This is a genomic window from Pseudomonas sp. GD04058, from assembly GCF_029836855.1.
GTDB lineage: Bacteria > Pseudomonadota > Gammaproteobacteria > Pseudomonadales > Pseudomonadaceae > Aquipseudomonas > Aquipseudomonas bharatica.
Map to the genome: position 1 here is coordinate 34,248 of NZ_JAOECN010000025.1, position 25,147 is coordinate 59,394.

20 protein-coding genes are annotated in these 25,147 nt (G+C 63.9%); 12 read left to right on the forward strand and 8 right to left on the reverse strand.

What is annotated here, in order from left to right; all coding sequences use genetic code 11:
• Positions 1-86: 86 nt before the first annotated feature.
• The gene (locus tag N7650_RS19280; RefSeq protein WP_279899615.1) at positions 87-1,424 is read right to left on the reverse strand and encodes an amino acid permease; all 1,338 of its coding nucleotides are present in this window, start codon (positions 1,422-1,424) and stop codon (positions 87-89) included.
• A 203-nt stretch (positions 1,425-1,627) separates the two neighbouring features.
• Here N7650_RS19280 and N7650_RS19285 point away from each other — a divergent pair, with 203 nt between their 5' ends.
• From N7650_RS19285 to N7650_RS19295, 3 genes are all read left to right on the forward strand, one after another.
• Entirely contained in the window at positions 1,628-4,795 is a 3,168-nt protein-coding gene (locus N7650_RS19285; protein ID WP_279899616.1) for a transglycosylase domain-containing protein, read from the forward strand.
• Positions 4,796-5,003: 208 nt separating this feature from the next.
• Positions 5,004-5,561: a PadR family transcriptional regulator gene (locus N7650_RS19290; RefSeq protein ID WP_009399816.1), complete on the forward strand. Its 558-nt coding sequence runs from the start codon at positions 5,004-5,006 to the stop codon at positions 5,559-5,561.
• Entirely contained in the window at positions 5,558-6,325 is a 768-nt protein-coding gene (locus N7650_RS19295) for a siderophore-interacting protein (protein WP_279899617.1), read from the forward strand. The genes N7650_RS19290 and N7650_RS19295 overlap by 4 nt, the downstream gene beginning before the upstream one ends.
• A 6-nt stretch (positions 6,326-6,331) precedes the next feature.
• On the opposite strand, the gene N7650_RS19300 is transcribed toward N7650_RS19295, so the two are convergent.
• Together N7650_RS19300 and N7650_RS19305 are read right to left on the reverse strand one after the other, a co-directional pair.
• On the reverse strand, positions 6,332-6,970 hold the full coding sequence (locus N7650_RS19300; RefSeq protein WP_279899619.1) for a Pr6Pr family membrane protein: 639 nt from the start codon (positions 6,968-6,970) through the stop codon (positions 6,332-6,334).
• Between the two features lie 4 nt (positions 6,971-6,974).
• Entirely contained in the window at positions 6,975-7,208 is a 234-nt protein-coding gene (locus N7650_RS19305) for a VF530 family protein (RefSeq protein WP_279899621.1), read from the reverse strand.
• A 162-nt stretch (positions 7,209-7,370) separates the two neighbouring features.
• On the opposite strand from N7650_RS19305, the gene N7650_RS19310 reads away from it, so the two are divergent.
• From N7650_RS19310 to N7650_RS19320, 3 genes are all read left to right on the forward strand, one after another.
• Entirely contained in the window at positions 7,371-9,410 is a 2,040-nt protein-coding gene (locus N7650_RS19310; RefSeq protein WP_279899622.1) for a TonB-dependent receptor, read from the forward strand.
• Positions 9,411-9,703: 293 nt separating this feature from the next.
• A complete protein-coding gene (locus tag N7650_RS19315; protein WP_051032702.1) occupies positions 9,704-11,041 on the forward strand; it encodes a carbohydrate porin in 1,338 nt (445 codons plus the stop codon).
• A gap of 45 nt (positions 11,042-11,086) precedes the next feature.
• A complete protein-coding gene (locus N7650_RS19320; RefSeq protein ID WP_009399826.1) occupies positions 11,087-13,495 on the forward strand; it encodes a glucose/quinate/shikimate family membrane-bound PQQ-dependent dehydrogenase in 2,409 nt (802 codons plus the stop codon).
• A gap of 93 nt (positions 13,496-13,588) precedes the next feature.
• Here N7650_RS19320 and N7650_RS19325 read toward each other — a convergent pair whose 3' ends face one another.
• Entirely contained in the window at positions 13,589-14,035 is a 447-nt protein-coding gene (locus N7650_RS19325) for a ubiquitin-conjugating enzyme family protein (protein WP_009399827.1), read from the reverse strand.
• Positions 14,036-14,212: 177 nt separating this feature from the next.
• Here N7650_RS19325 and lon point away from each other — a divergent pair, with 177 nt between their 5' ends.
• Together lon and N7650_RS19335 are read left to right on the forward strand one after the other, a co-directional pair.
• Positions 14,213-16,636, forward strand: a complete 2,424-nt coding sequence (lon, locus tag N7650_RS19330) for an endopeptidase La (RefSeq protein WP_009399828.1) — start codon at positions 14,213-14,215, stop codon at positions 16,634-16,636.
• A 195-nt stretch (positions 16,637-16,831) separates the two neighbouring features.
• The gene (locus tag N7650_RS19335; protein WP_279899623.1) at positions 16,832-17,230 is read left to right on the forward strand and encodes a protease inhibitor I42 family protein; all 399 of its coding nucleotides are present in this window, start codon (positions 16,832-16,834) and stop codon (positions 17,228-17,230) included.
• Here the strand turns inward: N7650_RS19335 and N7650_RS19340 are convergent.
• Both N7650_RS19340 and N7650_RS19345 read right to left on the reverse strand, forming a co-directional pair.
• Positions 17,227-18,180: an alpha-xenorhabdolysin family binary toxin subunit B gene (locus N7650_RS19340; protein WP_279899624.1), complete on the reverse strand. Its 954-nt coding sequence runs from the start codon at positions 18,178-18,180 to the stop codon at positions 17,227-17,229. The two genes, N7650_RS19335 and N7650_RS19340, sit on opposite strands and share 4 nt — an antisense overlap.
• Positions 18,177-19,385: an alpha-xenorhabdolysin family binary toxin subunit A gene (locus N7650_RS19345; protein WP_279899625.1), complete on the reverse strand. Its 1,209-nt coding sequence runs from the start codon at positions 19,383-19,385 to the stop codon at positions 18,177-18,179. Before N7650_RS19345 ends, N7650_RS19340 begins: the two co-directional genes overlap by 4 nt.
• Positions 19,386-19,600: 215 nt before the next feature.
• Here N7650_RS19345 and cmoA point away from each other — a divergent pair, with 215 nt between their 5' ends.
• From cmoA to N7650_RS19365, 4 genes are all read left to right on the forward strand, one after another.
• Complete coding sequence (gene cmoA, locus N7650_RS19350) at positions 19,601-20,344, forward strand: carboxy-S-adenosyl-L-methionine synthase CmoA (RefSeq protein WP_009399835.1); 744 nt, start codon at positions 19,601-19,603, stop codon at positions 20,342-20,344.
• Complete coding sequence (gene cmoB / locus N7650_RS19355) at positions 20,341-21,297, forward strand: tRNA 5-methoxyuridine(34)/uridine 5-oxyacetic acid(34) synthase CmoB (RefSeq protein WP_279899626.1); 957 nt, start codon at positions 20,341-20,343, stop codon at positions 21,295-21,297. Before cmoA ends, cmoB begins: the two co-directional genes overlap by 4 nt.
• A gap of 229 nt (positions 21,298-21,526) precedes the next feature.
• Positions 21,527-22,201 carry a heavy metal response regulator transcription factor gene (locus tag N7650_RS19360; RefSeq protein WP_009399840.1) on the forward strand — a complete coding sequence of 225 codons (675 nt, stop codon included), beginning with the start codon at positions 21,527-21,529 and terminating at the stop codon, positions 22,199-22,201.
• Positions 22,198-23,577 carry a heavy metal sensor histidine kinase gene (locus N7650_RS19365; protein ID WP_279899627.1) on the forward strand — a complete coding sequence of 460 codons (1,380 nt, stop codon included), beginning with the start codon at positions 22,198-22,200 and terminating at the stop codon, positions 23,575-23,577. Before N7650_RS19360 ends, N7650_RS19365 begins: the two co-directional genes overlap by 4 nt.
• An 81-nt stretch (positions 23,578-23,658) precedes the next feature.
• On the opposite strand, the gene pdxJ is transcribed toward N7650_RS19365, so the two are convergent.
• Both pdxJ and recO read right to left on the reverse strand, forming a co-directional pair.
• A complete protein-coding gene (pdxJ, locus tag N7650_RS19370; protein ID WP_009399844.1) occupies positions 23,659-24,402 on the reverse strand; it encodes a pyridoxine 5'-phosphate synthase in 744 nt (247 codons plus the stop codon).
• A gap of 44 nt (positions 24,403-24,446) precedes the next feature.
• Positions 24,447-25,130 carry a DNA repair protein RecO gene (gene recO, locus N7650_RS19375; protein ID WP_009399846.1) on the reverse strand — a complete coding sequence of 228 codons (684 nt, stop codon included), beginning with the start codon at positions 25,128-25,130 and terminating at the stop codon, positions 24,447-24,449.
• Positions 25,131-25,147 lie beyond the last annotated feature (17 nt).

The following is a 25,147-nucleotide window of genomic DNA, read 5'->3' on the forward strand; positions in this document are numbered from 1 at the left end:
TTCGCGGGCAAGCCACGCTCCTACCTTGGAACGCGATCTCCTGTAGGAGCGTGGCTTGCCCGCGAAGGACCGCAAAGCGGTCCCCATCAATTCTTCAGCCAGTAATAGACTCCCGCCAGCCCCAGCAGAAACCCCGGCCCCACATACAAAGCCATCCGCAACTCCCCGAAATATCCCATCACCCCCAGCACCAGCCCGAGAAACGCCAGGGCCAGGTACGAACTCCACGGCCACAGCCACATCGGATAGCCCAGCCGCCCATGCTCTTCAGGGCTCAACCCGGCCCGAAACCTGAGCTGCGCCAGCAGGATCACCGCCCAGGTCCAGATCGCACCGAAGGTGACGATGGCCGTGGCCCAGAGAAACACCTGCTGCGGTACCAGGTAATTGCCCAGCACACCCAGCAGCAACACGGCGAGCGACAGCAGCAGCGCATTGCGCGGCACCCCGCTCGCCGTGGTACGCCCGAACAACGCCGGCGCCTGGCCCTTTTCCGCCAGGGCACAGAGCATCCGCCCGGTACTGAAGATCGCTGCGTTGCAGGCCGACAAGGCCGCCGTGATCACCACGAAATTGATCAGCCCCGCCGCCGTGCGAATCCCCAGGCGCTCGAAGGTGAGCACGAAGGGGCTGCCGCCGCTGCCGATCCCGTGCCACGGATAGATCGACAGGATCACGAACAACGCACCGACATAGAACAGCATCACCCGCCAGAACATCGAACCGATGGCACGGGGAATGGTAGTTTCCGGGCGCCTGGTTTCGCCTGCGGTGAGGCCGATAAGCTCGGTGCCGAAGTAGGCGAACATCACCAGTTGCAGCGACATCAGCACGCCTTCCAGGCCCTTGGGCATGAAACCGTCATGGCGCCAGAGGTTGGCGATGCCGGTTGCAACGCCGTCGTTGCCCAGGCCGAAGGCGATGATGCCGGCCCCGCCCAGGATCAGGCCGAGGATGGTGATCACCTTGACCAAGGCGAACCAGAACTCGAATTCACCGAAGGCCCTCACCGCCAGCAGATTGATCGCGCCCATGCTGGCCAGCGCCGCGAGCGCCCACAGCCAGCGCGGTGTGTCGGGAAACCAGACGCCCATGTAGATGGCCACCGCGCTGATTTCCGCGACGCAGATCACCATCAGGGCGAACCAGTAGTTCCAGCCGGTAAGAAAGCCCGCCAGCGGGCCAAGGTAGTCGTGGGCATAGCGGCTGAACGAGCCGGCTACCGGGTTGTGCACGGCCAGCTCGCCGAGCGCACGCATGATCACCAGGGTCACCAGGCCGCCGGCGAGGTAGGCCAGGAGAATCGCCGGCCCGGCCATCTCGATGGCCCTGGCCGAGCCGAGGAACAGGCCGACGCCGATACAGGCGCCCAGGGCGATCAGGCGCACGTGGCGTTCGCCAAGCTCGCGTTTCAGGGTAGGCATGGGTTCGATCCCCGTTCGAGGTGAGAGACAGGCCATCACCCTAGTCCGACACGTCGCAGCCCAACTGCCAAAGCGGCATAACGGGATATTTCCTACTGCCACTTAGGAAATAACCGACGACACTCAACAATTTCCGCTCCGCCTGCGACCAGCGTCTAAGCTTCAGACAAAGCAAGAGAAATAACGAAATCAGGCTTAAGACTATGGGCGCACAGTGGCACTCCGATAACGGCAGTAACCTCGCAGCCGCCGAGCAATCGGAAGTACCGCCGTCCCCACCGCCGCCTCCGCGTCGTTCCCGGCTGCGCCTGCTGTGGTGGCTGCTGTTCCTGATCGTGCTGGTTACCCTGGCCCTGCTGGCCTATGCGGCAGCCAAGGAAATGCAGACCTCGGCCATCCAGTCCCGGGAATTCAGCCGCTTCGCCGCCACCCTCAGCTACTCGATGCACAAGGGGCCAAGCGATGCGATCGTCTATCCGGGTGAAGGCCCGTTCGACAAGCGCCTTGGCTACAGCGCCCTCGGCGAGTTCATCCCGCGTCTGCTGAAGCGGGACTACGTGGTAGTGGAACAGACGCGCTTCTCCCCGGCACTGATGGACTACGTCAACCACGGCTTCTTCGTACCTTATACCGAGAAGATCCAGAGCGGCCTGAGCATCACCGACTGCAAGGGCAGCGTGCTTTACCAGTATCAGTATCCCCAGCATCTCTACCCCGACTTCGCCTCGATCCCGCCGGTGATGGTGCACAGCCTGCTGTTCATCGAAAACCGCGACCTGCTCGACCCCAATGACCCCAATGCCAACCCGGCCGTGGACTGGCCGCGCTTCGCCAAGGCAGCCTACACCCAGGTCGCCAAGTACCTGGCCTTGCCCGGCCAGTCGGCGGGCGGCAGTACCCTGGCCACGCAATTGGAGAAATACCGCCATTCGCCGGATGGCCTGACCGTGTCCGGCGCCGAGAAGATTCGCCAGATGATTTCCGCCAGCGTGCGCGCCTACCAGGACGGCCCGCAAACCCTTGAAGCACGCCAACGCATCGTTCGCGACTATCTCAACAGCGTGCCGCTGTCGGCAGTGCCCGGGCATGGCGAAGTGCACGGCATGGCCGAAGGCCTGCGGGTCTGGTATGGCGCCGACTTCGCCGAGGTCAACCGCCTGCTGTCGTCCACCGCCACCGACCCCGACACCCTTGCCGCCCGTGGCCTGGCCCTGCGCCAGGTGCTGTCGCTGATGATCGCCCAGCGCCGGCCTTCGCATTTTTTGTCCAAGGGCCGCAACGAACTGGCGACCCTGACCGACAGCCATGTCCGCCTGCTCGCCGCCAACAACATCATCGACAAGCCGCTGGCCGACGCGGCTCTGGCGAGCAAGGCCATCTACCGCGACTGGGTGGCCCAGCCGACCATCGTGCCGATCGTCACCAACAAGGGCATCAGCGTGGCCCGCAGCCGCTTGTCGAGCATGCTCAACCGACCGCTGTACGACCTCGACCGCCTCGATCTGTCGGCCACCAGTACCCTGCAATCGGACCTGCAGGAGCAGATCAGCCAATACCTGCGCGACCTCGCCAATCCGGAGTTCGCGGCGAAGATGGGTTTGTTCGGCGAGCGCCTGCTGACACCCACCAGTACCACCCAGGTGCGCTACAGCTTCACCCTCATGGAGCGCACCGCCGACGGCTCGCGGGTGCGGGTGCAGACCGACAGCACCGACCAGCCCTTCGATATCAACGAAGGCAGCAAGCTGGAACTGGGCTCCACTGCCAAGCTGCGGGTGCTGACCAGCTACCTGGAGATCATTTCCGAGCTGCATGACCGCTACGGCAAGATGTCGGTCGCGGAACTGAAGAAAGTCGAAGTGGCCGATGTCGATTTCATCACTCGCTGGTCCATCGACTGGCTGATCCAGAACAAGGACCGCGACATCAACGCAATGCTCGACGCAGCGCTTGAGCGCAAATACTCGGCCAGTCCTGGCGAGGCTTTCTTCACCGGCGGCGGGCTGCATGTGTTCAACAACTTCCGCAAGGAAGACAACGGGCGCATCCCGACCCTCAAGGACTCCCTGCGCGAGTCGATCAACCTGCCGTTCATTCGCCTGATGCGCGACCTGGTGCGCTACAGCACCTACCAGGCGCCGGGCAACAGCGCGGCCCTGCTCAAGGACGATGCCGAACCACGGCGCCAGGAATACCTGGCGCGCTTCGCCGACCGCGAAGGCACCGATTTCCTGCGCCGGTTCTGGAAAAAATACCAGCGCAAGACCTCCCAGGAACGGCTCGACACCTTCCTTGACGGGCTGAGGGTCACGCCGATCCGCTTGGCCGCAGTGCACCGCTACCTGTTCCCGGAGGCCGACCAGGCCACCTTCAACGCCTTCGTCCGCGCCCATATGAAGAAGGAAGGCGTGGTCGCCAAGCCGGCCGGTGGCAAAAAGGACCCGCTCAGCGACGAGCGCCTGGAAATCCTCTACGCCGCCTACGGCCCCGGCAAGTACGACCTGCCCGACCAGGGCTTCATCGCCAAGTCGCACCCGCTGGACCTGTGGCTGGTCGGCTACCTGCTCAAGCACCCCAGCGCCAGCTTCCAGGAAGCGACCCTGGCCAGCCATTTCGAGCGCCAGGAAGTCTATGGCTGGCTGTTCAAGAGCAAGCACAAGGGCGCACGCGACAGCCGCATCCGCACCCTGGTGGAGGTCGAAGCCTTCCTCGATATCCACCAGCGCTGGAAGCGGGTCGGCTACCCCTTCGACCACCTGGTGCCCTCGCTTGCCACCGCCATCGGCAGCTCCGGCGACCGCCCGGCGGCATTGGCCGAGTTGATCGGGATCATCCAGAACGATGGCGTGCGTTTGCCGGTGTTGCGCATCGATACCCTGCATTTCGCTGCAGGAACGCCTTATGAAGTGAGCCTGGCCGGGGATCCGGACCGCGGCGAGCGGGTGCTGTCCGTCGAAGTGGCCCGGGCCTTGCGCGGGGCGCTGTCGCAGGTGGTGGATGCCGGTACGGCGCGGCGGGTCTCGGGGACCTTCAAGCTGGATGACGGCACCGTACTGACCATGGGCGGCAAGACCGGGACCGGTGACAACCGGATCGAAAGCTTCGGTGCCGGTGGCCGGCTGATCGGCTCGCGTTCGCTCAATCGCACCGCGACCTTCGTGTTCTACCTGGGCGACAACCATTTCGGCACGCTGACGGCGTTCGTGCCGGGGCGCGCCGCAGAATCGTTCAAATTCACCTCGGCGCTGCCGGTGCAGGTGCTCAAGGGCATGGCGCCAATGCTGCTGCCGTATCTCAAGCCGGGTGGCAATACGCAGTGCGCGGTGCCGTTGACGGCGGAGCCTGGGGCGAGTGTTACCCAGGCACATTAGATCTTTGTTGCTCTTAAGGGCCCTATCGCTGGCAAGCCAGCTCCCACAGGTACTGCACAAGACTGAAGGTTTGTGCTGACCCTGTGGGAGCTGGCTTGCCAGCGATGAGGCCCTTTGCTTCAACACACCTTTCAGCACCTGGGCTTGCAATAAGATATATCTTGAGTAATATCTTGAGACATATCGCAAGCAACCAGGAGCCCCTCCCATGCGCGATCACCACTCTTCCCACCGCGAGCCCGAAGGCTTCGAGCGTCGTCGCGAGCGCGGCGACCGGGGCCCGCGGGTCTTCGCCCCGGGCGATCTGAAACTGCTGCTTTTGGCCATGCTGGCCGAGCAGCCCTGCCACGGCTACGACCTGATCCGCCAGATCGAAGCCCTGTTCGACGGCAACTACAGCCCGAGCCCCGGCGTCATCTACCCGACCCTGACCTTCCTTGAAGAGAGCGAGCTGATCATTGGCGAAGTCCATGGCAGCAAGAAGCGCTACCAGGCCACCGAGGCCGGGCGCGAATCACTGAAGGAACAGGCTGTGGCCCTGGATGGCGTGCGCACCCGCATCGAAGTGAGCAAGCGCTCGTTGCGCGGCCATGACCGGCCGCCGGAGATCCACGAAGCCGTACACAACCTGCGCCATGCCCTGCAGATGCACAGCGGGCGCTGGAACCCACAAGAAATAGAGCGGGTACGCCACCTGCTCAATGAAACCGCGAAAGCCATCGTTGCCGGACCTCTCACCTCCCCTTCCCAGGAGCCATCCGAATGACTTCGAGCGAAAACACCATCCACCGCGTCATGCACCCGATCAAGCACCGTCAACTGACGGTACTCAAGGTGGTCGACCTGACCCCGCGCATGCGCCGCGTCACCCTTGGCGGCGAGCAATTGCAGGGCTTTGTCAGCCTGGGCAGCGACGACCACATCAAGCTGCTGTTCGCCAACAACGCCGAAGAGCAGGCGGCCATGGATGCCCTCGACCTGCCGAAGGACGGCATCAAGCCGACCATGCGCGAGTACACCCCGCGCCGTATCGACCTGGTCAACAACGAACTGGACCTGGACTTCGTTCTCCACGGCGATGGCCCTGCATCGACCTGGGCGGCCCAAGCCAAACCCGGCCACAGGCTGAATATCGCCGGCCCACGGGGCTCGCTGGTGGTGCCGGATATCTTCGACAGCTACCTGCTGGTGGGCGATGAGACCGCGATTCCGGCCATTGGCCGGCGCCTCGAAGAACTCGGCGCCGGACGCAAGGTGCTGGTGGTGGTGGAAATCGAGGACAAGCATGAGCGCCAGGCGCTGCCGAGCAAGGCCGATGTCGAGGTGATCTGGGTCGAACGGCACAAGCAGTCGGTGCTGGACGTGCTGGCCGGCCTGCAATTGCCGGGCGGCGACCTGTACGCCTGGGTTGCCCTGGAAAAGGCCCTGACCCGCAAGGCCAAGGCGCTGCTGCTTGAAGAGAAAGGCATAGCCGACGATCGCCTCAAGGCCGCCGCCTACTGGCGCCTCGATCCGCACGACGAGGAGTAATAGCGCTCAGGCCTGGCCCCGGCACTTTCCCTGCCAGCGGTCCAGGCCGACGACGCACAGGCCCAGGAGCATGAACGCCGCGAGCATCACCAGCGCATTGAGCAGCACCTGCTCGTAGCCGAGCGCGGCGACATCGATGAACGGATACGGGTAGAACCCGATCATCTGCCCGCGCAGCAGGACATAGCCGAAATACACCAGCGGATACCCCGACCAGGCCAGCACATGGCCAATGCGCAAGGCGCCCTTGTGCGTCCGCCGCCACCAATACAGCGCGAACAACAGCGGCATCACGTCATGCAATAGGCCATCGGCGATCCATTGCCAGCCCCGGGGCTGCCAAAGATGACGCAACAGCAGGCTATAGGCGATCGCCACGAACAGAATGCTCGCCAACACACCGGACACCACCGAAGGCGCCAGCCAGAAACGCCGTGCCGAAGCGTCACGCCCGAAGGCATCAGCCGTCAGTACGGTGGCAACCAGGATGTTGCTGAGCACGGTGAAGAAACCGAAGAAATTCACCAGCCCGCCCAGCAGGCTGGCGTCGCCCTGCCAGCGGGCGATCAGGATCAGGTACAACTGCACCGTCAGCCCGCACCAGCCGAGCACCGCCGCGGCACCGGTCCAGCCCTTTGCACTCATGCGCCTACTGCTCGCGCTTGATGTCACGCAGCATCTTCAGATAGAGGCTTTCCACCTTTTCCCGTGCCCACGGCGTCTTGCGCAGGAAGGTCAGGCTCGACTTGATGCTCGGATCGCTCTTGAAGCAGCGGATGTCGATGCGCTGCGCCAGCCCGGGCCATTCGTAACGGGCCACCAGGGCGTTGAGGATCTGTTCCAGGGTCACGCCATGCAGCGGGTTCTTGTCAGTGGCGGTCATGCCAGTGCTCCAGCCAAACGAAGGTGCGCACCTTAGGCCCCTTTGTGCAGCGGGGCAATGCTCCAGACAGTCTAGTTCGCGGGGTGGTCTTCCAGGTGGATTGCAAATGGATGTTATTGCAATGTTATAGTGTAACTATTCATAACCTGCCAAGGACCCTCCATGCGTTACCTGCCCCACCCGCTCTCTCCTCTCGCTGTCGCGCTCTGGCTGGCGTCGTCGCCCAGCCAGGCCCTGGAACTGGAGCCCCAGGTGATCACTGCCAATCCGCTGGGCAACGCCCAACTGGCGACGCCGAGCAGCGTGCTCGAAGGCGACCGGCTGCTGCTGCAACAAAAAGGCAGCCTCGGCGAAACCCTCAATGGCGAGCCGGGCGTGTCCTCCACCTGGTTCGGACCGGGCGCCAGCCGCCCGATCATTCGCGGCCTGGATGGCGACCGGATTCGTATCCTGCGCAATGGCGTCGGTGCCCTCGATGCATCGTCACTGTCTTACGACCATGCCGTGCCGCTGGATCCGGTGAACATCGACCGGGTGGAAATCGTTCGTGGTCCGGCCGCGCTGCTCTATGGCGGCAACGCCATCGGCGGCGTAGTCAACACCTTCGACAATCGCATCCCGACCGAGGCCATCGAAGGTATCCAGGGTGCCGGCGAACTGCGCTACGGCGGCGCCGATACCACACGCAGCGCGGCAGGAAGACTGGAGGCCGGCAACGGGCAGTTCGCCCTGCACCTGGACGCCAACAGCCGGCAGTTCAACGACCTGCGCATTCCCGGCTACGCCCGCAGTTCGAAGGTGCGTGACGCCGACGAGCCCGGCAGCCGCCATCGCCTGGAAAACAGCGACGGTCGCCAGGACGGTGGCGCGGTCGGCGGTTCCTATACCTGGGAGCATGGCTACACCGGCGTGTCCTACAGCCGCTACGACGGCAACTACGGCTCGGTGGCCGAGCCCGGCGTGCGCCTGGCGATGGAGCAGGACCACTACGGCTTCGCTTCGGAAATCCGTGACCTGGAAGGCCCGTTCAGTTCGCTGAAGGTCGATCTCGGCTACACCGACTACAAGCACAGCGAACTCGAAGAAGGCGAAGTCCACACCACCTTCAAGAACAAGGGCTACGAGGCCCGGGTCGAAGCCCGTCACCAGCCGCTGGGGCCGCTGGAAGGGGTGATCGGCGCGCAGGTCAACCGCAACGAATTCTCCGCCCTGGGCGAAGAAGCCTTCGTCCCGCAGACCGATACCGACAGCGTCGCCCTGTTCGTCCTGGAGCAGTGGCAGGCCACCGAGCGCCTGGCCTTGAGCCTGGGCGGACGCCTGGAGCACACCCGGGTCGATCCGGACGCCAAGGGCAACGAGCGCTTCGCTGCAGCCGACAGCGCCAGCAGCTTCACGGCTGCCAGCCTGTCCTCGGGCGCGGTCTATCGACTGACACCGATCTGGTCCCTGGCCGCCAGCCTCGGCTATACCGAACGCGCTCCGACCTTCTACGAGCTGTATGCCAACGGCGCCCACGTCGCCACCGGCGCCTACGAAGTGGGCGACCCCAACCTGTCCAAGGAAAAAGCCATCTCCGGCGATCTTGCCCTGCGTTTCGACAACGGTACCCACAAAGGCAGCGTCGGCGTGTTCTATAGCCACTTCCGCAACTACATCGGCCTGCTGGCCAGTGGCGAATTGCGCGAAGGCCACGACCATGGCGATGACGATCATGACCATGACCACGACGACGGTGATATCCCCGAGTACCTGTACAGCGGCGTACGGGCGCGCTTCTACGGCATCGAGGCGCAGGACCGCTGGCAATTGCTGGAAAACCGTTACGGCAGCTTCGCCCTGGAACTGTCCGGCGACTACACCCGGGCCAGGAACCTCGACACTGGCGAAGACCTTCCGCGCATCGCGCCGCTGCGCCTGAACAGCGGGCTGGTGTGGAATCTGGATCGCTGGCAGGCACGGATCGATGTGCAGCACGCCGCATCACAGCATCGCAAGCCGGCCAACGAGACCAGTACCGATGGCTACACCACCTTGGGCGCCAGCGTCGGGTATCGCTTCAATGTGGGTGAAAGCGAATGGCTGGCGTTCGTCCGCGGTGAAAACCTGACTGACCAGACCGTGCGCTATGCCAGCTCGATCCTGCGGGACGTGGCGCCGGCTGCGGGGCGGAGTGTGGAGGTGGGGCTGCGGACGACCTTCTGATCAGAGGAGTCCCCAATCGCTGGCAAGCCAGCTCCCACAGTGTCCGCAGCGCTGCTGAACCCTGTGGGAGCTGGCTTGCCAGCGATGAGGCCCGAAAAATCGACACAGGATTATTACCAATCCCACAAAACACCCTGACAACCTCCAGCCTTTCCAACCCCAACAATCCTCTATATCCTCCCCGCCCCAAGCTGAAACGCTTAATCACCCCGAATTTACCGAAGAATCCCGGCGAACTCCCAGCGCCGGGATATCTGCCGTTTTTTTCAACAATCAAAAGATAGCGCTATCTCATGCCCTGCCCCCCTGCTTTCCGACTCCTCGCCGCACCGCTGTTGTGCGCCCTCGCCGCCTCTGTCCAGGCCACGCCGATGTTCAGCGCCGACTCCCCATGGATGCTCGGCGACTGGAACGGCACCCGCAGCGCGCTGGCCGAGCGCGGCTATGACTTCAGCCTGGACTACACCGGGGAAATGGGCAGCAACCTGCACGGCGGCTACGACCACGACCGCAGCGCGCGCTACAGCGATCAGTTCGCCTTCGGCAGCCATCTGGACCTGGACAGGATCCTCGGCTGGAACGCCACCGAGTTCCAGTTGACCATCACCGAACGCCACGGCAACAACATCAGCAACGACCGCATCAACGATCCCCGCGTTGGTGGTTTCACTTCGGCCCAGGAAGTCTGGGGCCGTGGCCAGACCTGGCGGCTGACGCAGCTGTGGATCAGACAGAGGTACTTCGACGGTGCCCTGGACGTAAAGGCCGGGCGCTTCGGCGAAGGCGAGGACTTCAACAGTTTCCCCTGCGACTTCCAGAACCTGGCGTTCTGCGGCTCCCAGGTCGGCAACTGGGTCGGCGACAGCTGGTACAACTGGCCCGTCAGCCAATGGGCCGCGCGGGTGCGCTACAACTTCAGCCCGGAGCTGTACGCCCAGGTGGGCGCCTTCGAGCAAAACCCGTCGAACCTCGAACGCAACAACGGCTTCAAGCTCAGCGGCAGCGGCACCCGGGGCGCGATGTTCCCGGTTGAACTGGTCTGGAGCCCGGCAATCAGAGGCCTTAAAGGGGAATATCGGGCGGGCTACTACTACAGTAATGCCAATGCCAAGGATGTTTACCGCGACGACAACGACCAGTCCGCTGCATTGAGCGGCCAGAACTACCGCAGCCGTTCGAGCAAGCACGGGTTCTGGCTTGGAGCACAGCAGCAGGTGACGTCGCTGGCCAGCGACCATTCCCGTGGCCTGAGCGTTTTCGCCAATGCCACGCTGCACGACAAGAAGACCAATGCCATCGACAACTACGTTCAGGCAGGTGTGGTGTACAAGGGGCCGTTCGACGCCAGGGCCCAGGACGATATCGGCTTCGCCCTGGCCCGCGTGCACGTCAACCCGGCCTACCGCAAGAACGCCGCGGCGCACAACCGCGTCGCCGGCGTCGATGATTTCGACGAACCGGCCTTCCTGCCGGTCCAGGACACCGAATACAGCGCCGAGCTGTACTACGGCATCCACCTGGCCAACTGGCTGACCCTGCGCCCGAACCTGCAATACATCCGCCATCCGGGCGGGGTACAGGCAGTGGACGATGCGCTGGTCGGCGGTTTGAAGATCCAGAGCCACTTTTAACCGGCCCGCGGGCCTGACGATTCAACATTGATGGAGAACCTTCCAATGAGCGCAGACGGAACCCGCTGGCTACCGAGACTGCTCGGTGTGCTGCTATTGCTGATGGGCATGGCCCTGGTGGCCGGCGGCATCAAGCTGATGCAACTGGGCGGCTCGCTGTATTACCTGATCGCCGGCATCGGCTTCGCCGTGTCCGGGATCATGCTGCTGGCCTTGCGCAAGCACGCCCTTGGCCTCTACGGGCTGGTGCTGCTGGGCAGCACCGCCTGGGCCCTGTGGGAAGTGGGCCTGGACTGGTGGCAACTGGTGCCGCGCCTGTCCCTGTGGTTTGCCCTTGGCGTGGTCTTGCTGCTGCCCTGGGCGCGGCGGCCACTGCGGGGCCTGGCCGGCCAGCCGGCGCGGGTCAACCTGGCGGTGCTTGGCGTAGCCGTGGTCGCTTCCGGCGCCACCGCGATTGCCAGCCAATTCACCCATCCGGGCGAGATCAAGGGCGAGCTGGGGCGTGACACCACCACCCTGTTCAGTACCGCACCGGACATGCCCGACGGCGATTGGCAGGCCTATGGCCGCACCGAATATGGCGATCGCTACTCGCCGCTGCGGCAGATCACCCCGAGCAACATCTATCAGCTGGAAGAAGCCTGGCGCATCCGCACCGGCGATCTGCCCAGTGCGGACGACCCGGTCGAGCTGACCAACCAGAACACTCCGCTCAAGGTCAACGGCATGCTCTACGCCTGCACGGCGCACAGCAAGGTGCTGGCCCTGGACCCGGATACCGGCGCGGAAATCTGGCGCTTCGACCCACAGATCAAGAGCCCGTCCGGCAGCTTCAAGGGCTTTGCCCACATGACCTGCCGAGGCGTGTCCTATTACGACGAGAACAACTACGTCAACGCCGACGGCAGCCCGGCACCGAAGATCAGCGAAGCCGGCCAGGCCGTGGCCCGCGCCTGCCCGCGGCGTCTCTACCTGCCGACCGCCGACGCCCGGCTGATCGTGCTCAACGCCGACAACGGCAAGGTCTGCGAAGGCTTCGCCAACAACGGCACCATCGACCTGACCCAGGGCATCGGCCCGTTCACCGCCGGTGGCTACTATTCCACCTCGCCGGCAGCCATCACCCGCAGCCTGGTGATCATCGGCGGCCACGTCACCGATAACGAATCGACCAACGAACCGTCCGGCGTGATCCGCGCCTATGACGTGCACGACGGCCGTCTGGTGTGGAACTGGGACAGCAACAACCCGGACGACACCAAGCCGCTGGCCCCGGGCAAGACCTACAGCCGCAACTCGGCGAACATGTGGTCGCTGGCCAGCGTCGATGAAAACCTCGGCATGGTCTACCTGCCCCTTGGCAACCAGACCCCGGACCAATGGGGCGCGGACCGCACGCCGGGCGCCGAGAAATTCAGTGCCGGCATCGTTGCCCTCGACCTGGCGACCGGCAAGGTGCGCTGGAACTACCAGTTCACTCACCATGACCTGTGGGACATGGACGTCGGCAGCCAGCCGACCCTGCTCGACCTGAAGACTGCCGATGGCGTCAAGCCGGCGCTGATCGCCCCGACCAAGCAGGGCAGCCTGTATGTCCTCGACCGTCGCGACGGCACGGCTATCGTGCCGATCCGTGAGATCCCCGTGCCGCAGGGCGCGGTACCGGGCGACCACACTTCGCCGACCCAGGCCCGCTCCGACCTCAACCTGCTCGGCCCGGACCTGACCGAACAGGCCATGTGGGGCGCCAGCCCGTTCGACCAGATGCTCTGCCGCATCCAGTTCCGCGAGCTGCGCTACGAAGGCCAGTACACCCCGCCGTCGGTGCAGGGTTCGCTGGTGTATCCGGGTAACGTCGGGGTGTTCAACTGGGGCAGCGTATCGGTGGACCCGGTGCGTCAACTGCTGTTCACCAGCCCGAACTACATGGCCTTCGTCTCGAAAATGGTGCCGCGTGCCGAGGTGGCCGAGGGCAGCAAGCGCGAAAGCGAGACCAGCGGCGTGCAGCCCAACACCGGTGCACCTTATGCGGTAACCATGCACCCGTTCATGTCGCCACTGGGCGTGCCGTGCCAGGCACCGGCCTGGGGCTATGTGGCGGGGATCGACCTGCTCAGCAACAAGGTGGTGTGGAAGCACAAGAACGGCACCAGCCGCGACAGCTCGCCGATTCCGATCGGCCTGCCGATCGGTGTGCCAAGCATGGGTGGTTCGATCGTCACCGCCAGTGGCCTGGGCTTCCTCAGCGGCACCCTGGACCAGTACCTGCGCGCCTATGACGTCAATACCGGCAAGGAACTGTGGAAATCGCGCCTGCCGGCGGGTGGGCAGGCGACACCGATGACCTACACCGGCAAGGATGGCAAGCAGTATGTGCTGGTGACTGCGGGCGGGCATGGCTCGCTGGGGACCAGGATGGGCGACTACATCATCGCTTACAAACTGCCTAACTGATTGCCCTTGAGGGTCTCATCGCTGGCAAGCCAGCTCCCACAAGTCCTGTGGGAGCTGGCTTGCCAGCGATGAGGTCCTCAAATTCACCGCAAATCACATGGCGTACGTCTGCGTCCACTCCCGCGCCGTCCTGTCGAACTGAGCCCGCACCCGCTGATACTCCGCCGCCGCTTCCAGGTTCAACGCCCCACGCGGCTCCGGATCCGCCAGCAGCGCCTGCACGCTCAACAGCACCTTGGACAACGTCAGCGCCGGGCTCCAGTTTTCGTCGAGAATCTCCAGCCCGATCTCGCCATCCTCGTCGATATTCGGATGCCAGACCCGCGTCTTGAACACCAGTTTCAGCGGCTTTGCCGGATACTCCCGGGGAAACTGCACATCCAGGAAAAACACCCCGCCCTCATAGGGCGTATCCCTCGGCCCCATCACCGTGGCCTGCCAGTGATAGAAATCATCACCCACCGGCCCGGCCGAACAATTGGCCGGCGGATCCTTGCTGATGTCCTGCAACTCACGGTGGATGCGCTTCAGTGCGTCCATTGACGACTCCTTTGACCCGATCAGGCGACAGGCAGCAACAGTAGCACTTCGCAATCAGTTTTCCCTACATGCACTAAGCTGCATTTTCACCGGGCCTTCCCGACAAAAGCCGTCCGGTATTGAAACCACCCTCGGACCGCCCCATCTAAGCACCATAGTCATTCACGCAGGTGCCCCATGAGCGACCAGCAGGATCTCCCGGAACATCCCGACGAATACGCCGAAGTCGAACATCTCGATACCACCGACCCCACTGGCCGGACCCTTGCCCTGCCCGGCCAGCAACTGCCGGACAAGGTCTACGTGATCCCGATCCACAACCGCCCGTTCTTCCCCGCGCAGGTGCTGCCGGTGATCGTCAACGAAGAGCCCTGGGCGGAAACCCTCGACCTGGTAGCCAAGACCCCGCACCACAGCCTGGCCCTGTTCTTCATGGACGAGCCGCTGCAGGACCATCGTCATTTCGACACCTCGGCCCTGCCGTTGTACGGCACCCTGGTCAAGGTGCACCACGCCAGCCGCGAGAACGGCAAGCTGCAGTTCGTCGCCCAGGGCCTGACCCGGGTGCGTATCCGCACCTGGCTCAAGCATCATCGCCCGCCCTACCTGGTGGAAGTCGAATACCCGCACCAGAGCCCCGAGCCCACCGACGAGGTGAAGGCCTACGGCATGGCCTTGATCAATGCGATCAAGGAACTGCTGCCGCTCAACCCGCTGTACAGCGAAGAACTGAAGAACTACCTCAACCGCTTCAGCCCCAACGACCCGTCGCCACTGAGCGACTTCGCCGCCGCCCTGACCTCGGCCACCGGCCAGCAGCTACAGGAAGTGCTGGACTGCGTGCCGATCCTCAAGCGCATGGAGAAAGTCCTGCCGATGCTGCGCAAGGAAGTGGAGGTCGCGCGCCTGCAGAACGAGATCTCCGCCGAGGTGAACCGGCAGATCGGCGAGCACCAGCGCGAGTTCTTCCTCAAGGAACAGCTCAAGGTCATCCAGCAGGAGCTGGGCCTGACCAAGGACGACCGCAGCGCCGACCTCGAACAGTTCAAGCAGCGCCTCGACGGCAAGACCCTGCCCGCCGCCGCGCAGAAGCGCATCGACGAAGAGATGGGCAAGCTGGCGATCCTCGAGACCGGGTCACCGGAGTACGCGGTGACCCGCAATTACCTGGAATGGGCCACCGCCCTGCCCTGGGGCGTGTATGGCGAAGACAAGCTGAGCCTCAAGCACGCACGCAAGGTCCTCGACCAGCATCATTCCGGGCTGGAGGACGTCAAGGACCGTATCCTCGAATTCCTCGCGGTCGGCGCCTACAAGGGCGAGATCAGCGGCTCCATCGTGTTGCTGGTGGGCCCGCCGGGCGTGGGCAAGACCAGCATCGGCAAGTCCATCGCCGAATCCCTGGGCCGGCCGTTCTATCGCTTCAGCGTCGGTGGCATGCGCGACGAGGCCGAGATCAAGGGGCATCGCCGCACCTATATCGGCGCCCAGCCGGGCAAGCTGGTGCAGGCGCTCAAGGATGTCGAGGTGATGAACCCGGTGATCATGCTCGACGAGATCGACAAGATGGGCCAGAGCTACCAGGGTGATCCGGCCTCGGCACTGCTGGAAACCCTCGATCCGGAGCAGAACGTAGATTTCCTCGATCACTACCTGGACCTGCGCCTGGACCTGTCCAAGGTGCTGTTCGTGTGCACTGCCAATACCCTGGATTCCATCCCCGGCCCGCTGCTCGACCGTATGGAAGTGATCCGCCTGTCTGGCTACATCACCGAGGAAAAACTGGCGATCGCCAAGCGCCATCTCTGGCCCAAGCAGTTGCAGAAGGCCGGGGTCGCCAAGGCCAGCCTGAGCATCAGCGATGCCGCGCTGCGTACGGTCATCGAAGGCTATGCCCGCGAGGCGGGTGTGCGCCAACTGGAGAAACAACTGGGCAAGCTGGTACGCAAGGCGGTGGTACGGCTGCTGGATGAGCCGGACGCGGTGATCAAGATCGGTCCGAAGGACCTCGAGGCGGCGCTGGGCATGCCGGTGTTCCGCAGCGAGCAGGTACTGGCCGGCAAGGGCGTGATCACCGGGCTGGCCTGGACCAGCATGGGCGGCGCCACCCTGCCGATCGAAGCGACACGGATCCATACGCTCAATCGCGGCTTCAAGCTCACCGGGCAACTGGGTGACGTGATGAAGGAATCGGCAGAAATTGCCTACAGCTATGTCAGTTCGCACCTGAAACAGTTTGGCGGCGATCCGACCTTCTTCAACGAAGCCTTCGTTCACCTGCACGTGCCGGAAGGCGCAACGCCGAAAGATGGCCCGAGCGCCGGCATCACCATGGCCAGCGCCCTGCTATCGCTGGCGCGTGACCAGGCGCCGAAGAAAGGCGTGGCGATGACGGGAGAGATGACCCTGACGGGAGCGGTCCTGCCAATTGGTGGGGTACGCGAGAAGGTGATCGCGGCGCGCCGGCAGAAGATCTTCGAACTGATCCTGCCAGAGGCGAACCGGGGTGATTTCCTGGAACTGCCGGAGTACCTGAAACAAGGGCTGACGGTGCATTTCGCCAAGCGCTTCGGGGATGTGGCCAAGGTTCTGTTCAACTGAGTTTTTGAGGGCCTCATCGCTGCGGTGCGGCGGTCCGACAAGCCAGCTCCCACAGGTCCAGCGGAGCACGCGGACCCTGTGGGAGCTGGCTTGCCAGCGATGAGGCCCTCAAAATCACCAGGTAGAACCCGACAACCCATCCGGTTTAAGCTCCGAGGCCGATACCCAAAGCCCACCCGCGTTCCGGAGTGCTGCATGACGATCCGCCGTACCGCCCTGCTGTCGGGCCTCACCTTGTTGGCTGCCTGCTCCCACGACACCACCCGCACCGAGCCTGTGGTGGTGGAAAAGCAGAGCCAATGCCCGATCGACCTGAGTATCGGCCAGGCGCTGACCCTCACCCTGCCGAGCAATCCCAGCACCGGCTATCGCTGGCAGGTGCAGGATGCCGCAAGCAGCGTCCTCGGCGCCTTGGGCCCCGAGGTCTATCGCAGCAACGACAACACCGGCATGGTCGGTAGCGACGGCCAGTCCACCTGGCGCTTCCGGGCCAAGGGTGCTGGAGAAGGCCATCTGGTTCTGGTCTACCAGCAGCCCTGGGCTCCGGAAGAGTCGCCAGTGCAACGCTTCGACTGTACCGTCAAGGTGCGCTAGAGCTCCTCGTAGCGACGCCGCACGGCCAGTAGCCAGGCTTCCATTGCGCACAGGGCGTCGGCCATGGCCTGCAATTCGGTCTGTACGCTTACCGCTTCGACCCGCTCTGTCCAGCCCCGGGCCAGCATTCCTGCGTTTTCCAGCCACTGGTCCCGCACCCCGCCGAGGGCGGCAACGCCGGGCAACTCCGCCAGTTCGCTTTCCACGGCTGCGCGCCGGGCCTTCCAATTGCAGACTTCATCGAGCAGTACTCCGCGCTCGATGACCAAGCTCATGCGCAACTTGATGACACCACTCAGCTTGCGTCCCTCGAGCAACCCGGCGACCTTGTCCACGAAGATCCGTGCAGCAGCCATCAGGCTGTCCGGGTCCACCCCTTTCACGAGCATTTTCTGTATCAAGGCGATTTCAGCTTCGGTCGGAACCATACCTTTGAAGACCCGTTGCAGGTCCGGCACCTCGAAAGCGTTGATCACTTCGCTCATGGCTTCGATCTGGGCATTGAAGCCCTCGATGCGGGCTTCCTGACTGGCGATAGACGCGTTCAGGGTATCCCGTTGATCCGCAAGCGCGTCGACGCGCTCCTGTACTGCAGGAAGCCTGGCCTTTCCCAACTGCGCCAGGGCATCGACGATTTCCTGGCCTTTGGCCTGCAAACGCTGCCTATCGCGCAGGGCGTCCTGCTCCAGCACCTGAACCTGGCCCGGGTTCTGGGCAAGAACAGGCGCCAGGTCGCCCCATTTATGATTGCCCACCAGCACCAAGGCGCTGAGGACGCGCTCGGAAAGCAGGCGATCGGTATCCAGCAGGCGTTCGGACAGGCCGGTCAACTGCTCGCGAAGGGCCGGCAGCAGGGCTCCCGTGGTGCGATAAAGCTGCTTGAGGAAATCCTCCTTCAGGTCGTTCATCCGGCTGATATCCGGCAACGTCTGCGGGTTGAGCTGGTTCATGAAAAGGTTCCTTCCTTGCTGATCTCGTCCACGGTTTCGTTGAAGATCTTCGACAATTGCGAAGAGATGTCACGGATGCTGTGCCACGGGCGCAGAACCCGTTCGAAGCGCAGCATGAAGGTTGCCAGCTCGATGTCGGTGCCAATGAGTTCCAACTCCTCGCCAGACTGCTCGACATAGACGCCCAGCATGTTCCAGACATCCTCGAGGTTCTTGGCGGCGGTCTGTACTTCGGTCAGGCGGAACTTCAGGTCGGCGATCTGCAGGGTGGTGGTTTCGAACACCCCGACCATGGGGCTTATCGCCTCGATCTGCTGCACCAGGGTCTCGCGCTTGCGGCGCAGGAGGTTGTTGGCCGCACGTACGCCCTCGGCCTGGGCACCGTAGATGCCGCCGGTTATCGCCACGCCAATGGGCCCGAACACCAATCCGGTGAAGGCCAGGCCAACCAGCTTCTGGTAGGAGGCATCCATCTTCTCGATTTCCTCGTCCAGCGGGGTGAGCTGCTGGCGCAAGTCATCGACGAGTTTTTCCGGGCTTATATCCTTGATCTGACGGTTCAGTGCATCGGTTTCCGGCCGCAACTGGCGAACCACCGCATCGGCGAACCACTGGGCACGCTCTTTGATTGCCGTGATCTGCTGGCGTACCTCGGCGATGTCCTCGGCGATGATGCCCAGATGGCTACGTAGGTCGGCCACCTGCTTACGCTCTCCTTTACCGAGCACCCTGAAGCCCGAACGGGCCAGCGAAACTTCATCGACCACGTCGCGCAGGCGGGCCTTGAGCGTGCGAAACGCCTCGGTCGCCTCGAGCTTCTCGATCAATGTCCTGCCATCGGTGATGAAGGAACTGGCGAATATCTCAAGACGGGTGCCGAGGCTCTTGGTTTCCCGTTCCAGTACATCCCAGGTCTCTACATGGGTACGCAGGTTGGTATACAGCCGGTCAACCTGGGCGGCATCGATACCAATCAGGGACAGGTCGTGGGTACCGTTGATCTCGTCGATGCTCTTGGGCAGACGCAGGACATAATGGACGTAGCGCTTGATACTTCGCAGGTTGTCGGCCGTGAAGATCAACGCAGGCTGCATGCGGTTGTTGTCGGCGCGCCTGGAAATGACGTCGAAATACTGCTGGGGCACGAATTCGGCACGCTGTTGGGCATCCATGGCCTGCAACGAATCGTTTTCTTTGGTGGTCATGATCTTATCCTTGGCAAATAGCTGCCCTGTCTCCCAAGGCAGTGGAGTCACCCTAGGCCCCGAGGGACTTGCCCGAAATCGCCGGACTTCGCCGCACAATGCGGGAAACCTCCGGCAACCCCTGGCGAAGTCGGGCATCCGTCCGGCAACGCATAGGCATGGCTTCCCCACTTGGCTAGAATGGCGCCCCGTTTCGACCATCCCGTGTACAGACCGTGAGCCAAGAACCCGACCGTCTATTTTCCGCCGCGCTGGACCAGGTGCCCGACTTCACCTTCAACGAAGATGTAGTGCGGGTGTTCCCCGACATGATCAAGCGCTCGGTGCCCGGCTACCCGACCATCGTCGAGAACATCGGCGTGCTCGCCGCGCAGTTCGCCCGGCCGGATACCCTGCTCTACGACCTCGGCAGTTCCCTCGGCGCGGTGACCCAGGCCCTGCGCCGGCATGTACGCAGCGATGGCTGCCGGGTGCTGGCGGTGGACAATTCCGCGGCCATGGTCGAACGCTGCGCCGAGTACCTGAAGGCCCAGGACGCCATGTACCAGGAGCTGCTCCCCGTGCAGGTGCTCGAAGCCGATATCACTGCGCTGGAACTGCAACCGGCCTCGGTGGTGGCGATGAACTTCACCCTGCAGTTCATCGAGCCGGCGGTGCGCCTGGCCTTGCTCGGCAAGATCCGCCAGGCCCTGGTGCCGGGTGGCGCCCTGATCCTCTCGGAAAAACTGCGCTTCGAAGACGCAGGCGAACATGCCCTGCTCACCGACCTGCATATCGCCTTCAAACGCGCCAACGGCTACAGCGAACTGGAAATCGCCCAGAAACGCAGTGCCATCGAAAACGTAATGAAGCCCGACAGCCTCGAAGAACACCGCACGCGCCTTGAGGCCGCCGGTTTCTCCAAGGTGGTGCCGTGGTTCCAATGCCTGAACTTCGCCTCCCTGATTGCCCTGCCATGATCGATCTTTCTCCTCTGGTCCGCCGCCTGGCGGGTACGCCCCTGGCGCACTGGTCGCAAGGCCTGCAAGCACAACTCGATGCCAAGCTGGAAAAAGGCCATGGCGACCTGGAGCGCTGGCAAAGCGCGCTGGACCGGCTGCCAACGCTGATGCCGAGCGAGGTCGATCTGGTCAACGGCCTGCGCCTGGACTTCGCCTGCGACGAGGCCACCCGCGAACAGGCCCGCGCTGCCTTGATGGGCCTTTCGCCATGGCGCAAGGGACCGTTCGACCTGTTCGGCGTGCATGTGGATACCGAATGGCGTTCGGACTGGAAATGGGCGCGGGTCGCTCCGCACCTGGACCTGCGTGGCAAGCGGGTGCTGGATGTTGGCTGCGGCAACGGCTATTACCAGTGGCGCATGCTCGGCGCCGGTGCCGACAGCGTGATCGGCGTCGACCCCAACTGGCTGTTCTTCTGCCAGTTCCAGGCGGTGCAGCGCTACCTGCCGGACCTGCCGGCCTGGCACCTGCCCTTCGCCCTGGAAGACCTGCCGGCGGCGCTGGAAGGCTTCGACACCGTGTTTTCGATGGGCGTGTTCTATCACCGGCGCTCGCCGATCGAGCATCTGCTGGCGCTGAAGGATTGCCTGGTCAAGGGCGGCGAGCTGGTCCTGGAAACCCTGGTGATCGAAGGTGACGAGAACCAGGTGCTGGTGCCCGAGGACCGTTATGCTCAGATGCGCAACGTCTGGTTCCTGCCGTCGGTGCCGGCGTTGGAACGCTGGCTGCGACGGGCCGGTTTCAGCGACGTGCGCTGTGTGGATGTGAGCACCACCAGCGTGGAAGAGCAGCGCAGTACCGAGTGGATGAAATATCAATCCCTGAGTGATTTCCTCGACCCGCAGGATCACGGTCGCACCATCGAAGGATTGCCTGCGCCTCGGCGGGCTGTGCTGGTAGCCCGAAAGTAAGGTTGGCAGTTCGGGCCTCATCGCTGGCAAGCCAGCTCCCACACTGTGGGAGCTGGCTTGCCAGCGATGAGGCCGGGAAGAACACCTAACTTTCAAATGGCTGAAACATTACAAATCAGTAAACTTCCCCACCCCCGCAATCCCCTGTCATACCATCCCCTCCGCCCTTCTTGACCCTGAAGCTGCTTCAGGCCCGAGACTCGCCGCCTTTCCCATGCCAGAGCCTGCCATGCGCCTACTGATCATCGAGGACGAAGTCCGCACCGCCGATTACCTGCAACAAGGCCTGAGTGAAAACGGCTACGTGGTGGACTGCGCGCGGACCGGCACCGACGGCCTGCACCTGGCCCGGCAACAGCCATACGACCTGGTGATCCTCGACGTCAACCTGCCGGAGCTGGACGGCTGGACCGTGCTGCAACGCCTGCGCGCGCAGTCGGCGACGCGGATCATGATGCTCACTGCCCACGGCCGCCTGGCCGATCGGGTCAAGGGCCTCGACCTGGGTGCCGACGATTATCTGCTCAAGCCCTTCGAGTTCCCCGAACTGCTGGCCCGGGTACGCAGCCTGCTGCGCCGCAGCGAACAGCCGTTGCAGCCGGCCACCCTGAAAGTCGCCGACCTGGAACTCGATCCCGGCCGTCATCGCGCCTGGCGCGGGGGCCAGCGCATCGACCTGACCGCCAAGGAGTTCTCCCTCCTGCATCTGCTGATGCGCCAGAGCGGCGAAGTGCTGTCGCGAACCCAGATCATCTCGCTGGTCTGGGACATGAACTTCGACTGCGACACCAACGTGGTGGAAGTATCGATTCGCCGCCTGCGGGCAAAGATCGACGATCCGTTCGAAAGCAAGCTGATCCACACCCTGCGTGGCGTCGGCTACGTGCTGGAAGCCCGCGAATGAAGCCAGCGCGCCTGTCACTGCGCCTGGGCCTGAGCGTGATCCTGATGGGCGCGGCGCTGGTCCTGCTGCTGGCGGCGCTGGCGGTATTCGCCCTCGACCGGGAACTGGACCAGCGCGCCCGCGAGCATCTGCAACGCAAGATGGATCAGATCGAACATAGCCTTAACGTCGACCTCAAGGTCAGCGACCTCGGCGCCCGCGCCCATCCGCTGCTGGATGTAGTGATGGGGCATGACAACCTGAGTCTCAGTGTGGTCGAGCACAGCGCCCGGCACCCTGCGCGCTTGAGCCTGGGGCCCTTGCTGGAGGCGCCCAGCGAGCCGATTCCGGTCGGTCCGCGCCTGGGCTTCAGCGAATGGGTCGACAGCGACAAGAAACAACTGCTCACCGCGTCCCGCACCATGCGCCTGCAGGACGGCACGGCGGTGCAGGTGCTGCTGACGGTCAATCGCAGCGAAGACCTCGACCTGCTCCACGCCTACCTGCGCTCCACCTTGCTGGCCTTGCCCTTGCTGCTCGTGCTTATCGGGGTCTGCGCCTGGCGCCTGGTGCAGGGCGGGCTCGCACCGCTGCGGCGGTTCCGGCGAATCGCCGAGCAGGTCTCGGCCCAGGAGCTGAACCATCGCCTACCGGAAGACGGGCTACCGCTGGAGCTGCACACCCTGGCGCAGAGCATCAACGTCATGCTCGACCGACTCGAGAACGGCGTCGGTCAACTCGCGCAGTTCTCCGATGATCTCGCCCATGAATTGCGCACGCCGATCAGCAACCTGATGGGCAAGGCCCAGGTGACACTCAGCCGCGAGCGGCCGCCGCAGGACTACAAGCTGGCGCTGGAGGACAGCATCGAGGAACTGACCCGGCTGACCCGGATCATCACCGACATGCTGTTCCTGGCCCAGGTGGAGCAGCCCTCCACCAAGGTGCCGTTGAACCCCGTAGCGCTGGGCGAGGAGGTCCGCCGGGTGGTGGAGTTGTTCGAGCTGAGCGCGGAAAGCAAAGGGATAGAGCTGAAGGTACGCGGCTGGGGCACGGTGCGCGGGGATCGGTTGATGATCCAGCGGGCGTTGTCGAACCTGCTGAGCAATGCCATCCGGCATGGCGCCGAGGGACAAGCGGTGCGGATAGGGATAGAGCCGCAGGAAGCCGGGCTGAGCTGCTGGGTCGAGAACGAGGGGCCGGGTATTGCGGCGGAGCATGTACCGCATCTGTTCGAGCGGTTTTACCGGGTGGGCTGCGGTCGTTCGCGGCTGGACGGAGGGACCGGGCTGGGGCTGGCGATCGTCAGGTCGATCATGCAGGTGCATGGGGGACGGGTCGAGGTGGCGAGTGCGGTGGATGGGCCGACACGGTTCAGCCTGGTTTTTCCTGAGTGATCCTTCGGGCCTCATCGCTGGCAAGCCAGCTCCCACAGGGACCCTGTGGGAGCTGGCTTGCCAGCGATGAGGCCCTGAAGATCAACCGCGGCTGGCGGCCAGGATCAAAGCCTTCATTTCCGCCACGGCACCCTTGAAGCCAACAAAGAGGGCATGGGCCACCAGCGCATGGCCGATGTTCAGTTCGTTGATGCCCTTGATCGCCGCCACCGCCTCGACATTGTGGTAATGCAGGCCATGCCCGGCATTGACGATCAGGCCCTGGCCCAGGCCAAAGGCCACGCCATCGGCAATCCGCTTCAGCTCGTCAGCCTCTTGCGCCGGAGTATGGGCATCGGCATAACGCCCGGTGTGCAGCTCGATGGCCGGTGCACCGACGCGACGGGAGGCCTCGATCTGCCGCTCGTCGGCATCGATGAACAGGGATACTTCCGAGCCCAGCTTCGACAGGCGTTCCACCGCCGCCTTGATCCGCGCTTCCTGGCCGGCGACATCCAGCCCGCCTTCGGTGGTCAGTTCCTGGCGGGTCTCGGGTACCAGGCAGATATGCGCCGGACGAATGCGCTCGGCGAAGGCCATCATTTCCTCGGTGACACCCATCTCGAAGTTCATCCGGGTTTGCAACACATCCTTGAGCACCAGTACGTCACGGTCCTGGATGTGCCGGCGATCCTCGCGCAGGTGCACGGTAATCCCGTCGGCACCGGCCTCCTCGGCGTCCAGCGCGGCCTTGACCGGGTCCGGGTAACGGGTACCACGGGCCTGGCGCAGGGTCGCCACATGGTCGATGTTGACACCGAGGAGGATGCGGTTGCTGTGGGTCACGAAGAAACTCTCCTGAAGATTGAGCCCGACAGCATACGTCGTGCTCAGCGCTTGCGAAACAGTTCGCGGCTGACCAGCGGACGACCGCCCAGGTGCACCGCCAGCGCCTGACGCATCAGGCGCTTGGCCGCGGCCAGGACACCGGGGGCTTCCCAGTCGGCCTGCGCCATGGCCGCCAGGTCACGGCCGCTGAACAGGCCGGGCTGGAGCAGCCAGACCCGCTCCAGCCCGGCATCGGTTTGCAGGCGGTACCAACCATCGGGTTCGAGGACATCACCGTTGATGTCCTGGTCCAGGGCGAAGGCATAGCCGAGTTCGTCCAGCAGGCGCCATTCGAAACTGCGCAGCAAGGGCTCCAGCGCGCGCCCCTCGGCCAGTGCCTGCAAAGTCGCGGCGTAGTGGACGAACAACGCCGGATGGGGATCCTCGGCCGGCAGCAGGCGAATCAGCAGCTCATTCAGATAAAGCCCGCTGAACAGCGCGTCACCGTGCAGCCAGGCAGCAACGCCGACGCTGTCGAGACGACCGACATTCTTCAGCTCGCCGCGCCCGCGCAGTTCGAGTTCCAGCGGCACGAACGGCCGCGCCAGGCTGCCGCCCTTGCCCCGGGCGCGGCGCATGACCGCACGGAAACGCCCCTGCGGCGTAAGGAAATCCACCAGGGCACTGGTTTCGCGGTAGGCACGGTTATGCAGAACGTAGGCCGGCAGGGCCTCTGGCTGTTCCATGATGGCGTTCGCAGGAG

Bases quoted from the DNA above. Each gene is read 5' to 3' on its own strand.
- N7650_RS19335 (WP_279899623.1), top strand. From the start codon at position 16,832: ATGACGATCCGCCGTACCGCCCTGCTGTCGGGCCTCACCTTGTTGGCT.
- N7650_RS19300 (WP_279899619.1), bottom strand. From the start codon at position 6,970: ATGAGTGCAAAGGGCTGGACCGGTGCCGCGGCGGTGCTCGGCTGGTGC.
- N7650_RS19290 (WP_009399816.1), top strand. From the start codon at position 5,004: ATGCGCGATCACCACTCTTCCCACCGCGAGCCCGAAGGCTTCGAGCGT.
- N7650_RS19305 (WP_279899621.1), bottom strand. From the start codon at position 7,208: ATGACCGCCACTGACAAGAACCCGCTGCATGGCGTGACCCTGGAACAG.
- N7650_RS19295 (WP_279899617.1), top strand. From the start codon at position 5,558: ATGACTTCGAGCGAAAACACCATCCACCGCGTCATGCACCCGATCAAG.
- N7650_RS19280 (WP_279899615.1), bottom strand. From the start codon at position 1,424: ATGCCTACCCTGAAACGCGAGCTTGGCGAACGCCACGTGCGCCTGATC.
- N7650_RS19340 (WP_279899624.1), bottom strand. From the start codon at position 18,180: ATGAACCAGCTCAACCCGCAGACGTTGCCGGATATCAGCCGGATGAAC.
- N7650_RS19285 (WP_279899616.1), top strand. From the start codon at position 1,628: ATGGGCGCACAGTGGCACTCCGATAACGGCAGTAACCTCGCAGCCGCC.
- N7650_RS19320 (WP_009399826.1), top strand. From the start codon at position 11,087: ATGAGCGCAGACGGAACCCGCTGGCTACCGAGACTGCTCGGTGTGCTG.
- N7650_RS19310 (WP_279899622.1), top strand. From the start codon at position 7,371: ATGCGTTACCTGCCCCACCCGCTCTCTCCTCTCGCTGTCGCGCTCTGG.
- lon (WP_009399828.1), top strand. From the start codon at position 14,213: ATGAGCGACCAGCAGGATCTCCCGGAACATCCCGACGAATACGCCGAA.
- cmoB (WP_279899626.1), top strand. From the start codon at position 20,341: ATGATCGATCTTTCTCCTCTGGTCCGCCGCCTGGCGGGTACGCCCCTG.
- N7650_RS19365 (WP_279899627.1), top strand. From the start codon at position 22,198: ATGAAGCCAGCGCGCCTGTCACTGCGCCTGGGCCTGAGCGTGATCCTG.
- recO (WP_009399846.1), bottom strand. From the start codon at position 25,130: ATGGAACAGCCAGAGGCCCTGCCGGCCTACGTTCTGCATAACCGTGCC.
- N7650_RS19345 (WP_279899625.1), bottom strand. From the start codon at position 19,385: ATGACCACCAAAGAAAACGATTCGTTGCAGGCCATGGATGCCCAACAG.
- N7650_RS19360 (WP_009399840.1), top strand. From the start codon at position 21,527: ATGCGCCTACTGATCATCGAGGACGAAGTCCGCACCGCCGATTACCTG.
- N7650_RS19325 (WP_009399827.1), bottom strand. From the start codon at position 14,035: ATGGACGCACTGAAGCGCATCCACCGTGAGTTGCAGGACATCAGCAAG.
- N7650_RS19315 (WP_051032702.1), top strand. From the start codon at position 9,704: ATGCCCTGCCCCCCTGCTTTCCGACTCCTCGCCGCACCGCTGTTGTGC.